This is a genomic window from Flavobacterium solisilvae, from assembly GCF_012911605.1.
Taxonomy (GTDB): Bacteria; Bacteroidota; Bacteroidia; order Flavobacteriales; family Flavobacteriaceae; genus Flavobacterium; species Flavobacterium solisilvae.
The window spans coordinates 174043-187050 of record NZ_JAAMPT010000207.1; the positions used below are offsets into that span (position 1 = coordinate 174043).

Consider the following 13008-nt stretch of genomic DNA (forward strand, 5'->3'; position numbering starts at 1 on the left):
ACAATTTGTTTGGGCTTTTTTGTGGTACCTCCAGGAATCGAACCAGGGACACATGGATTTTCAGTCCATTGCTCTACCAACTGAGCTAAGGTACCGTTGCTAATGCGGGTGCAAATATAGAACGATTTTTAATTTATCCAAAAGAAATTGTAAAAAAAATCTATTGTAACTTCGCAGTTCTAAATTAAACTATATGCTTTTAGCTATCGATGTTGGAAATACCCGAATTAAAACTGCTGTATTTGAACAGAATACACTTTTGGAAGTTTTTATTTTTCAAAAAGAAAAATTTTCAAAAGAATTGAATTTTATTTTAAATAATTTTCCAAAAATCGATAAAATCACTGTAGCTTCTGTTGGGAGTATTGAAAAAACCGACTTTTTGGCTTTTGAAAATAGAACAAAAATTAGTTTTATATCAAAAGAAAGTGCTTTTCCGTTTTCAAATTTATATGAAACACCAAATACACTTGGAATAGATAGAATGGTTTTGGCAGCTGGAGCAGTTTTAAAATTCCCTAATCAAAGTAGATTAGTGATTGATGCTGGAACTTGTGTAACCTATGATTATATAGATGAAAATGATAACTATCTAGGTGGTGCAATTTCGCCTGGGATTCGACTACGCTATGAATCATTACATCAATTTACTGCAAAATTGCCATTATTGACTAAAACTTCTCCCGAAAATATAATTGGAAATTCTACTAATGAATCAATTCATTCTGGCGTAATTAATGGTTTAGTGAACGAAATTGACGGGTTTATAGATTATTACAAAACCTTAAACGCTAATTTTATCATAATTTTAACTGGTGGTGATGCAGATTTTTTGGCTATACGATTAAAAAATACCATATTTGCCAATCCAAATTTTCTCTTAGAAAGTTTGAACCAAACATTTCAATACAATCAAAAATGATTAAAAAAATTATAGTAAGCTTCGGTTTGCTTTTTTCTCTGTCTTCTAATGCTCAAGAAGGAACTGCTTCGCCATACTCTTTTTATGGGATTGGAGATGTAAAATTTAAAGGAACTGTTGAAAATAGAATGATGGGTGGAGTTTCTGTTTTTTCGGATAGTATCCATCTTAATTTGCAAAATCCAGCTCATTTTGCAAGTTTACAATTAACAACGTTTAGTGTTGGTGGTTCAAGTTTGAATACTACGCTAAAAACAGAAGAAGCAAAAGAAAAAGCACGAAGAGTTACGCTTGATTATTTGGCTGTTGGAATTCCAATGGGAAAATTAGGTGTTGGATTTGGTTTAATTCCATATTCTTCGGTTGGATACAAAATTAATCGTTCAGTTAGAGATGCTGGAGGTAATGTTCTTGAACAAACAGGCTACAATGGTATTGGAGGAATTAACAAAGTGTTTTTGGGAATGGCTTATAAAATTACCAAGAAATTAAATTTTGGAGTTGATGCACAATACAATTTTGGAACAATTGAAACAACAAGTTTTAGAATAGAAACTGGTGTTCAGGATGGAACAATTGAAGAAAATTTTTCTAGAATTAGCGGATTGAATTTTAATGCAGGTTTGGCTTATGAAACTAAAATTAAAAAGAAGTATACTTTATTTGGTTCGTTAGTTTATTCGCCAGAAGCAAATTTGAAATTAGCAAATGAACGAACTATTACAGTTGATGATCAAGTTGATGAACAACCAGTTTCTAATTTGACTTTAAAATTACCATCAAAGATAGCTTTTGGTGCTGGTTTTGGAGAAGTGAAGAAATGGTTGGTTGGTGCTGAACTTACACTGCAACAAAACAGTGATTTGAAAAATAGATTTAGTGACATAAGTGGTGTTGTGTTTGAAAACTCAACACGTTACAGTTTGGGAGGTTATTATATTCCAAATTATAATTCTTTTTCAAGTTATTTTGAAAGAATTACCTATCGCGGAGGTTTGCGATTTGAAAATACAGGTATGGTTATTCAAAATAAAAGCATCGAAGATTTTGCAGTAAACTTTGGTGTTGGTTTGCCATTCGGCGGAACGTTCTCAAATGTTAATATTGGTTTCGAAATTGGAAAAAGAGGAACAAAATATTTCAATTTGATTGAAGAAAACTATTTCAATATCAACATCGGTTTATCGTTTAACGATAAGTGGTTTGTAAAACCTAAATACAACTAAAAAAACATCATCATGAGAGTACTTTTTTTAACTATAGTATTGCTAATACAAGGTATTGGTAATGCTCAAAAAATAGATTGCTCTATACAAATTAATGAGTATCAAGAGTTTTTGTCTGTTAGAAACTTTGCTGATGCAAAATCACCATGGGAATTTGTGGCTAAAAATTGCCCAAAACAAAGCGTTTCAGTTTATACGGATGGAATTCAAATTTATCAATATCAAATAGAAACAGCTTCAACGCCCGAAGATAAAGAGAAAAGTGTTCGTGAATTGATGAAATTATACGACCAATTCTATAAAAATTTTCCCGAAAATGCCCAAGATTTTGAAATCAAAAAAGCAATGGCGTTAGTCGATAACGGGATTGATTCAAAAGATGAAATTTTTGCCCTATTTGAAAACGGATTTGCAAAAGCAGCCGATAAAGTAACCGAAGGAAATACCATTTTCAATTATTTTAAAAGCTATAACGAAAAATTTATAGCTGGCGATAAAAAGATTTCTACCGAAAAATATATCGAAAAATATGCTCAACTAAATCAGTTGTTGAACACCTTGTTAGTTGCTAATGCCAGTAAATCAGACGAATATCAAGCTACTTTAAAATCATTAAAATCTATTTCAAAAGAAGTTATCAATTGTGATAATCTTTCGGAATATTATGAAAAAAATAGCGCAGCAAACGACCAAAATCAACAATGGTTAGAAAGCGGATTGGAATTGTTGAAGCCAAAATGCAGTAACAAACCAATTTTTTTGGCATTAGCTCAAAAAAATTACGATTTAAAAAAATCAGTCAAATCGGCCGAATATTTAGCGATAGCTTCTTTGAAAAATAGAAAATCAGACGATGCTAGAAAATATTATGAAGAATCGGCAACATTAGAGGAAAATCAAATAGAGAAAGCTCAAAAATATTATTACATCGGAACAAGTTTATACAACAACAATCTTCCTAAGATTAAAGAATATCTAAGTAAATCTATAGCAATCGATCCAAAAAATACAAAAGCGTATGTTTTTTTAGCAGAAACTTATGCCAACAGTGCGGAGCGATGTGGGAAAAATGATTTTGAAAAAAAAGCAATTTATTCTTTAGCAGTTCAAACGGCAAAAAAAGTATTGTTTCATGAGCCAAAATCGGCTAGAATTGTGGAAAGTATTGTTGCTAAATACAATGCAAAAGCTTTGGCCAAAGACGAAATCAGCAAAGCGAAATTGACTGGAAAAAGTTATAAAATCGAATGCGATATCAACGAAACCATCGAATTTTCTTCTGCTAAATAATGAAAATCAAGTACAAATACAGCTCGTTTTTTTGCTTTGCATTAGTGTTAGTTCTGTTAACATCATGCGAAAGTAATTTTCGTGAAGTACAAAAAATGGGATTTTCAGAATTCAGTCCTAGTGGCGAAGCTGATTCAATCAATTTAAAATATACCGATTCGGGAAGGATTAAAGCCGTTTTAATCAGTCCAAAAATGCTCGAATTTGGAATGGTGGAATTTCCATTTACCGAATTTCCTAAGGGAATTGATTTGACTTTATTTGATGCCAATGGTAAAAAAACATTTGTAAAAGCCAATTATGCCATTTCTTATAAAGGAACCGATTTGATTGATTTACAAGGAAAAGTAAATATCTATAACGAAACAGGAGAAAAACTCGAAACCGAGCAACTTTATTTCGACCAAAAAAACGAATGGTTTTTTACCCAAAGAAAATTCAAATTTAGTTCTCCAAAAGGTGTTTCCTATGGCGAAGGAATTGATTTTAGCAAAGACTTTAAAAAAGTAAACTCCCAAAAAATATCGGGAGAAGTTAACGAAAGCGAATAACTATGAATTATTTAAAATTTACCCAATATGCCTACTTAATTGCAGGTTTAATTTTTGCCTATGATGCTTTTTCAAAATGGCAATCAGGCGAAGAAAATTATATTCTAAGTGCTGTTTTTGCAGTAATTGGAATATTTATGTTTTTCTTCCGCAGAAACTATGCAAAACGCTTTGACGAGCGCAATAAAAAGCAGTAAACCTTAAATGTTTGCAGAAAATAAAAAAATACAGTAAAAATATAAGCAACTGATTGTTATTATTTCAGAGATAATTGTATTTTCGCAAACTGAATTAAAAAATTAACATAATAGAAATGGCAGTTTTATCAAAAATTAGAAACCGTTCCGGCTTATTGATTGCAATAATTGCATTCGCTTTATTTGCATTTGTAATTGGAGATTTGTTTCAAAGCGGAAGTTTTGGACAACCTTCAAGATATGTAGGAAGCGTTAATGGAGAAGATGTTTCGTTTGAAGAATTTAGACTTAAAGTGGCAAATGCTGAAAAAAGTGGTCAAGGAATGACTTCGGTTCAAGCAGCTAATCAAGTTTGGAACCAAGAAATTAGTATTGCTTTATTAACTAAAGAGTTTGAAAAATTAGGACTAAGAGTTGGTGAAAAACATATTGTTGAAGTATTCAAAGCAGATCCAAATATTGGTCAAAATCCAATGTTCTTAAATGCTGTTGGAAAATTTGACATCACTAAATTCAAAGAATATTTCAAAGCAAATCCTGAAGGAATTCAATTCTTAAAAGAAAGAGAAAAAGATGCTGAGCTAAATGCTAAGTATCAAATCTATAATTCATTGGTAAAAGGTGGTTTATACACTACTAATGCTGAAGGAAAATTAAAATATGAAGCAGATGCTGATAAAGTAACTTTTGACTTTGTAAACGTTCCTTATTCATCTATCAAAGATAGCGATATCAAAATTACAGATGAAGAAATCAATGCTTACGTAAAAACAAAAGAAAAACGTTTCAAATCAGAAGAAACTCGTGAAATCGAATACGTATTAATTGAAGAAAAACCATCAACTACTGACGAAACTGAAGTAAAATCAAAAGTAGATGCGTTACTTTTACCAAGCGTTCGTTACAACAAAGAAACAGGCAAAAACGATACTATTCCTGGATTTAGAAATGCAACTGACATTGCTGAATTTGTAAATGCAAATTCTGATATTCCATTTGATTCAACCTATATCGCTAAACAAGATTTACCTGCAGAACATGCTGATAAACTTTTTGCTTTAGCAACTGGAGAAATTTATGGCCCATATATGTTTAATGATTACTATTGTATTTCAAAAGCATTAGGGAGAAAAGCAGGTGAAAAAGTAAAATCTAGTCATATTTTAATTGCTTGGGATGGAGCAATGAGAGCTGCGCCAAAAGAAAAAAGAACAAAAGAAGAAGCAAAAGTTAAAGCAGAAGGATTGTTAGCGCAAGTTTTAGCAAATCCTGCAATGTTCCAAATGATTGCAATGACAAATTCTGAAGATCCATCAGTACAACAAAATGGTGGTGACATGGGTTATATCACAAGAGATGTTAATTTTGCACAACCATTTAAAGATTTCGTTTTTAATAACCCAATCGGAAAAATTGGTTTAGTTGAAACTGAATTTGGTTACCATATTATTAATGTAACAGATAAGCAAGATGCTATTAAAATGGCAACAATTGCTCAAAAAATCGCTCCTTCTGAACAAACAAATAACAAAATCTATGAACAAGCTACTAAATTTGAAATGGAAGCTGCTTCTAAAGATTTTGCAGCGTTAGCTAAACAAATGAAGCTTACTGTTGCTCCATCGGCAAAATTAAAACCAATGGATGAAAGTTTCGAAACTATCCAAAATCAAAGACAAATTGTAAAATGGGCTTTTGCTGAAGATACAAACACTAATGACGTTAAACGTTTTGAAATTCCTAACGTTGGTCATGTAATTGCTAAATTGAAAAAAGTTACTCCAAAAGGAGTAATGTCAGCAGAAGAAGCTCGACCAATGGTTGAAAACATTCTTAAAAACAAGAAAAAAGCTGAAAAAATCAAAGCTAAATTGAACGGTTCATCTTTGGCTTCATTAGCAACTGCTAATAAAGTTACAGTAATGAATGCAGTTGATTTAACATTAGGTAATCCTGCGCTTCCAGGTGCTGGATTTGAACCAAAAGTTGTTGGAACAGCATTTGCTTCAAAAGTTGGTCAAGTTTCTAAACCAATCGAAGGAAATTCTGGAGTTTATGTAGTTGTTACAAAAGCAGTGACAAAAGCACCAGCAATTAAAGATTTCAAAGAGCAAGTAACACAACTTTCAGCACAAGCTAAAGGTAATGCAGGAAGAATTATGACTGCATTAAGAAACGAAGCTGATATTGAAGATAACAGAGCTGATTTCTATTAATAGTTTTTAGTTTCATATAAAAAAATGCCTCAAAGTAATTTGAGGCATTTTTTTTTAAGAAATTAATTAATTTCTGTGAAACTTTGTGAAAAGACTTTGTGAAACTCTGTGATACAATTAAATTAATATCATCTCATCAAAAGATAAAATAGTTTCAAATCCTTTTTGTTTGAAATAATCCGTTGGGTTTTCTTTTGAAAAAGCCATAATAAAATCGCCACCCCAAGCACCGAGACTTTTTAAAACACCATTAAAATCTTCAAAAACAGCTTCTTTGATGGTAGAAAGTTCCAAAACTTCACTCATTTTGATTTCGTGTTTTTGAATTTGGTGAGCAAATGTTTTTGCATCGTCAGTAGAGATAATGGTTTGAGTTATTTCGTTAAAAGAAGGAATGACTTTATGAATATCACCTTGTTTGTTATAATAAGCTGCAATGGCTTCGCGGCTGTTTTGTTTTTTGTTTAAGTAAACAAAGTAAATGTTTTGACTAAAATTAGGTTTAAAATCTATGGTTGTTACTTTGGGTAATTCGTTAACTAATTGATATAAAATTGCTGAATTATTTTGTGCACAGGCAATGTCATAACCACTTCCTCCAAAACTATTTCGTAGCAGTTGAAACGCATCGATTTCTAACCATTGTGCAATATTATTTATTAATGTGGATGATGTTCCTAAACCCCAATTTTTTGGAAAACTCAATTCTGTAGTGATTTCATAACCATTGGATTGAGTAATGAAATTTGAATTCTGAAGATAAGCTTCGTGTAAAATGTCAATTAAAGTGTTTTTTACGCTTTTTGTATCGTCAAATCGTTCTTTTCTAACAATGGATGAAAATGGAATGTTGTCTTCAAACCAAATGCTTCCATCGCTGTCAAAACTTGTCCAAGTAATAATGTTGTTTTCTCCTTGTTCTACCTGTAATGTTTGTCCAAATTTTGTGGGTAAAGCCAACGCAATTGCGCCATCAAGAACAACATATTCGCTGGTGATAAGTAATTTTCCGTTGCTGTAGAAGGTTTTTTTCATGAAGCTGATTTAGTGCTATGGTTTCTTTTTTATCCCCGATTATAGTGGAAATCCTTTTTTGTTTTTTTAGCAATTGTACCTCGACTGCGCTTGGTTTGACAAAAACAAAAAACGATTGGAACGAAAAGCGGGAATAAGGTTTATAGAAATTCGCAAGCGATTCGATCCAAATTTATTTTCTTAAATTTTCGATTAATTCCACTACCGAAGCATGAGAAATAGTATTGTTTTCAAAGTGTTTGGCGATGGTAATTCGTTCTTCTTTTGTGGCTTGAAATTGATTTAAGATGTTGTTGATGTGCATTTTCATGTGACCTTCTTGAATTCCGGTTGTGGTTAGCGAACGTAATGCGGCAAAATTTTGAGCTAAACCGGTTACAGCTACTATTTCCATTAGTTCGTGAGCTGTTGGTTTTCCTAGGATTTCCAAGGCGATTTTTACTAATGGATGTAGCGATGTCAATCCGCCAACGGTCCCAACTGCTAGCGGAATTTCCATCCAAAAAGTGAATATTCCGTTTTCTATTTTGGCATGAGATAAGCTGGAATAGTTGCCGTTTTTTGAAGCATAAGCATGAATTCCGGCTTCAACGGCGCGAAAATCGTTGCCTGTTGCTAGAACGACTGCGTCAATTCCGTTCATGATTCCTTTGTTGTGCGTAACAGCGCGAAAAGGTTCGATTTCGGCAATTCGAACGGCTTGCACAAATTTTTCGGCAAATTCGGTTGGGTTTTCAATTTTCTTTTCGGCTAAATCTTCCACTTTACAGGAAACTTCTGCGCGAACGATACAATTGGGAACATAATTGGACAAAATGCTCATCACGACTTGAATGTTTTTTTCTTCTTCGGAAAAAAGTTCAAATTGTTGCGCTTCGGTTTTCAACGTTTGCGCAAATTGTTCCAAACACGAGTTGATAAAATTTGCACCCATGCTGTCTTTGGTTTCGAATGTAGCATGAAGTTGAAAGTAATTTTCGAGTTCGTTTGTTTTATTTCGTAGTTCAATATCGAGAATTCCGCCACCGCGTTTTTGCATGTTTTTGGTCATGCTTTCGGTTTCATGGAAGAATTTTGGCTTGGTTTGGATGAAAAATTGTTCTAGTTTTTGCACATCGCCTTTGTAGATGAAATGAACTTGTCCAATTTTTTCAGAGTTTAAAACGGTTGCTTTAAATCCGCCACGCGTTGACCAATATTTAGCCGATTTTGCTGCGGCAGCTACAACCGAACTTTCTTCAATAACCATTGGAACGGTTTTGTGTTTTCCGTTTATCAAGAAATTTGGCGCAATTCCCATCGGTAAATAGAAATTAGAAATCGTGTTTTCTATAAATTCATCATGGAGTTGTTGAAGCTTTTCATCGCTGTTCCAATATTGTTTTATAATGCTGATTGCTTCGCTTGGATTGGCGAAATAGGTTGTTGCAATCCAGTTGATTTTTTCTTCTTTGGATAATTTTGAAAATCCAGAAACGGCTTGGTTCATTATATATGATGCTAAAAGGAAGTACAAAGATACGTTTTAGAGGGTAATTTCAAACTTAGATGATTAACTTTAAAAAAAGGCAAAAAGTGTTTTTAACAAAAAATAGTGTCGATATTTATAAAAAAATCACTAAAATTGACGGTTTTTTATAATACTCAAAAAATAGATATGAAGTCAATTCAATTGGTCGTTCTTTTTGTTGCTACATTTTTCTCGGCAACAGCTCAACAAAAAATTACAGTAGAAGAAATTTACACAGGTGCTTTTCGCGGTAAAGGAATGGATGCTTTGCAATCGATGAAAAATACCAATCAATACACGGTTCTAAATTCTGACAGAACAACAAGAAGTCAACAGATTGATTTATATGATTTTGCTACGCTTAAAAAAGTTTCGACTTTAATCGATACTAAAGATTTTTCAGATTTAAAGGAAGGAATTGATAGCTATGCCTTTAGTAATGACGAAAAGCAAATTTTAATTGCTAATAATTCGAACCCAATATTTCGTCATTCTTATACGGCAAATTATTATTTGTACAATTTGAATTCAAAATCTTTGGCTAAAGTATTAGAAAACGTACAAGAACCAACATTTTCTCCAGATGGAACAAAGATTGCTTTCGCCAAAGAAAACAATCTTTTTGTTTATGACATCTCTTCAAAAAATACTACTCAAGTAACAACCGATGGAAAGAAAAATGCCATCATCAACGGAATTACGGATTGGGTTTACGAAGAAGAATTCGCTTTTGTTCGTGCTTTTGATTGGAGTGCTGATAGTAAAAAGTTAGCTTACATTCGATTTGATGAAACCGAAGTGCCACAGTTTTCTATGGATTTGTATAAGAAAGATTTATATCCAACATCTGAAACGTTTAAATATCCAAAAGCTGGAGAGAAAAATGCGGTAGTTTCGCTGCATTTATTTGATGTGGCATCTAAAACTGCAAAAACGGTAAAATTGAGTAATTACAATGATTTTTATATTGCTAGACTAAAATGGACGAATGATGCCAATGTACTTTCGGCTCAGGTTTTAAATCGTCATCAAAATAATTTAGACTTGCTTTTTGTTGATGGAAATTCAGGTGTTGCTAAAGTAGTTTTGAACGAAAAAGACAATGCTTATGTTGATGTAACCGATAATTTAACGTTCTTAAAAGATAATAGTTTTATTTGGACATCAGAAAAAGATGGTTTCAATCATATTTATTTATATGACAAAAACGGAAAGCTGAAAAATCAAGTAACCAAAGGAAATTGGGAAGTGACTTCTTACTATGGTTTTGACGAAAAAACAAAGTCGGTTTTTTATCAATCGGTAGAAAAAGGTTCAACGCTAAGAGATATTTATAAAATTAGCTTAGACGGAAAAAAGAAAGTTAGATTGTCATCACAAACAGGAACAAATTCGGCAACGTTTAGCCCAGATTTTACGTTGTTTATCAATTCGTTTTCAAGCGTAACGGTTCCAACGATTTATACTTTAAATAGTGCAACCGACGGAAAACTGGTGCAAGAAATTGTAAATAATAATGCTTTGGCAGATAAATTAAAGAAATATGATTTGCCAACCAAAGAGTTTTTTGAATTGACTACCGAAAAAGGACACAAATTAAATGCTTGGATAATCAAACCAAAAGATTTTGATGCCACAAAAAAATATCCGGTTTTTATGTATCAATATTCTGGTCCAGGTTCACAAGAAGTGGCAAATAAAGCATTGACTACAAATGATATGTGGTTTATGATGTTGTCGCAACAAGGTTATATCATTGCTTGTGTTGATGGTCGAGGAACAGGTTACAAAGGTGCAGCTTTCAAAAAATGCACACAAAAAGAATTAGGAAAATACGAAGTGGAAGACCAAATTGATGCTGCAAAAGTTATTGGAAATTATCCTTATGTAGATAAAACTAGAATTGGTATATTTGGCTGGTCGTATGGAGGATTCATGTCGAGCAACTGTTTGTTCAAAGGTGCTGATGTTTTCAAAATGGCAATTGCGGTTGCGCCAGTTACAAATTGGAGATTTTATGATAGCATTTACACCGAAAGATACATGACAACACCACAGGAAAATGCTAGTGGTTACGACGATAATTCACCAATTAATCATGTGAATAAACTAAAAGGAAACTTTTTATTAATTCACGGAACAGCCGATGATAATGTGCATGTTCAAAATAGTATGCAAATGATTGAAGCGTTAGTTCAAGCCAACAAGCAATTTGATTGGGCAATTTATCCTGACAAAAACCACGGAATTTATGGTGGAAAAACTAGAATTCAGTTGTATAACAAAATGACGAATTACATTAAAGAAAAATTATAATCAACTAACCAACAAAAATTAAACCAATATTTATGAGTGAAACTACAGTAAAAACAGGACATCCAAAAGGACTTTGGGTACTATTCGGAACCGAAATGTGGGAACGTTTCAACTTCTATGGAATGCGAGCGATTTTAACCCTTTTTATGGTGAATTCGTTAATGATGAAGGAAGAAGAAGCATCAATTATTTATGGTGGATTTCTTGGTCTTTGTTATTTAACGCCAATGCTTGGAGGATTTATTTCTGACCGTTTCTTTGGTAACAGAAATTGTATTATGATTGGTGGTGTGATGATGGCAATTGGACAAATGATGTTGTTCTTTAGTGCTAGTGTTTTCAGTACAAATTTAGGATTAGCCAACACATTAATGTGGTCAGCATTGGGTATCATTGTTTTTGGTAACGGTTTCTTTAAACCAAATATTTCTTCAATGGTAGGAAGTTTATATCCAAAACAAGAAAAATCTAAATTGGATACCGCTTTTACAATTTTCTACATGGGAATCAATATTGGAGCATTTTTAGGTCAATTTATTTGTCCATTAATTGGAGATGTTAAAGACTCTGGTGGAATTAGAGATGTACATGCTTTCAAATGGGGATTTTTGGCAGCGTCAATCGCAATGATTTTGGGAACAGCCATTTTCTTTTTCTTAAAAAATAAATACGTAGTTACGCCAGAAGGAAAGCCAATCGGCGGATTGCCATCAGGACATGATGCAGCTGATTATGAAGAAGGTGAGTCACAAAAAGCAGAGTTTTCAATGGCTTCTATAATTAAAGCAGTTTTAATTTTTGCTGTAATATTCTTTATTTTTAATTATTTTACCGAAGGTGATAATGTAGTAAAAACAATAATTTATCCAATAATCTATGCTAGTGGAGTTGCTCTTGCAGCATTAATTTTAATGGATAGCACTTTGACAAAAGTAGAAACTGACAGAATATGGGTAATCTATATTATGTCGTTTTTTATTATTTTCTTTTGGGCAGCTTTTGAACAAGCAGGTTCGTCTTTAACTTTTATTGCAGATAATCAAACGGATAGAACTTTTCTTTTCGGATGGCAAATGCCAGCTTCAATGGTTCAAATATTTAACGGATTATTCGTTGTAATTTTTGCTTTTCCATTTAGTGTTTTGTGGGATAAATTAAGAGCAAAAAATAGCGAACCACTTTCTACAGTAAAACAATCGATAGGTTTATTGTTAATTGCTGTAAGTTATTTTATCATTGCTCATAACGTAAAAGATTTAGGAAACACAGGTTTGTTAGCTATTAAGTGGTTGATTTTATTATATCTAATTCAAACATTCGCAGAATTGTGTTTGTCGCCAATTGGTTTATCGTTAGTTGGTAAATTAGCTCCAAAACGTTTTGCTTCTTTAGCTTACGGTGTTTTCTTTATTTCAAGTGCTGCTGGATATGCATTATCTGGAACATTAGGATCAATTCTTCCTGCGACTGGTGATAAATTCAAAAAAGCTTCTGAACTTGGAATTGATTTACAAGGAATTTTAGACAAAACCATTACGCCAACACCAGAACAATTAAAACTTTTAGACGCTAATCAAATTAGTGCTTATAACCATTCATTTGCTGGTTTTGAAATCACTAATTTATATGAATTCTTCATGGTGTTTGTGGTACTTTGTGGAATTGCATCATTAATTTTATTCTTATTAACACCAGTTATCAAGAAAATGATGCACGGAGTGAGATAATCACAATTAAAAATATTT

General features: G+C 32.6%; 10 protein-coding genes and 1 tRNA gene. 8 read left to right on the plus strand and 3 right to left on the minus strand.

What is annotated here, in order from left to right; genetic code table 11:
- Positions 1–22: 22 nt before the first annotated feature.
- A tRNA-Phe gene (locus tag G6042_RS09545) sits at positions 23–95 on the minus strand.
- A 98-nt stretch (positions 96–193) separates the two neighbouring features.
- Between G6042_RS09545 and G6042_RS09550 the strand changes: the two genes are divergently transcribed.
- The 6 genes from G6042_RS09550 to G6042_RS09575 all read left to right on the plus strand — a co-directional run bounded on the left by G6042_RS09550 (position 194) and on the right by G6042_RS09575 (position 6402).
- The gene (locus tag G6042_RS09550; protein WP_169524209.1) at positions 194–922 is read left to right on the plus strand and encodes a type III pantothenate kinase; all 729 of its coding nucleotides are present in this window, start codon (positions 194–196) and stop codon (positions 920–922) included.
- Positions 919–2148, plus strand: a complete 1230-nt coding sequence (locus G6042_RS09555; RefSeq protein ID WP_169524210.1) for a hypothetical protein — start codon at positions 919–921, stop codon at positions 2146–2148. Before G6042_RS09550 ends, G6042_RS09555 begins: the two co-directional genes overlap by 4 nt.
- Positions 2149–2160: 12 nt before the next feature.
- The gene (locus tag G6042_RS09560; RefSeq protein WP_169524211.1) at positions 2161–3438 is read left to right on the plus strand and encodes a tetratricopeptide repeat protein; all 1278 of its coding nucleotides are present in this window, start codon (positions 2161–2163) and stop codon (positions 3436–3438) included.
- Positions 3438–3989, plus strand: coding sequence for an LPS export ABC transporter periplasmic protein LptC (gene lptC / locus G6042_RS09565; protein ID WP_169524212.1), 552 nt, complete (start codon positions 3438–3440; stop codon positions 3987–3989). The genes G6042_RS09560 and lptC overlap by 1 nt, the downstream gene beginning before the upstream one ends.
- Positions 3990–3991: 2 nt before the next feature.
- On the plus strand, positions 3992–4186 hold the full coding sequence (locus tag G6042_RS09570) for a hypothetical protein (protein ID WP_169524213.1): 195 nt from the start codon (positions 3992–3994) through the stop codon (positions 4184–4186).
- A gap of 116 nt (positions 4187–4302) precedes the next feature.
- Positions 4303–6402 (plus strand): peptidylprolyl isomerase, encoded by a 2100-nt coding sequence (locus G6042_RS09575; RefSeq protein WP_169524214.1) that lies wholly within the window; start codon positions 4303–4305, stop codon positions 6400–6402.
- Positions 6403–6519: 117 nt separating this feature from the next.
- On the opposite strand, the gene G6042_RS09580 is transcribed toward G6042_RS09575, so the two are convergent.
- Positions 6520–7437: a GYDIA family GHMP kinase gene (locus G6042_RS09580; protein WP_169524215.1), complete on the minus strand. Its 918-nt coding sequence runs from the start codon at positions 7435–7437 to the stop codon at positions 6520–6522.
- Positions 7438–7609: 172 nt separating this feature from the next.
- Entirely contained in the window at positions 7610–8926 is a 1317-nt protein-coding gene (locus G6042_RS09585) for a hydroxymethylglutaryl-CoA reductase, degradative (RefSeq protein WP_169524353.1), read from the minus strand.
- 168 nt (positions 8927–9094) lie between these two features.
- Between G6042_RS09585 and G6042_RS09590 the strand changes: the two genes are divergently transcribed.
- Together G6042_RS09590 and G6042_RS09595 are read left to right on the plus strand one after the other, a co-directional pair.
- Positions 9095–11263: a S9 family peptidase gene (locus G6042_RS09590; RefSeq protein ID WP_211161670.1), complete on the plus strand. Its 2169-nt coding sequence runs from the start codon at positions 9095–9097 to the stop codon at positions 11261–11263.
- Between the two features lie 32 nt (positions 11264–11295).
- Positions 11296–12990, plus strand: coding sequence for a peptide MFS transporter (locus G6042_RS09595; RefSeq protein ID WP_169524216.1), 1695 nt, complete (start codon positions 11296–11298; stop codon positions 12988–12990).
- The last annotated feature ends 18 nt before the right edge of the window (positions 12991–13008 follow it).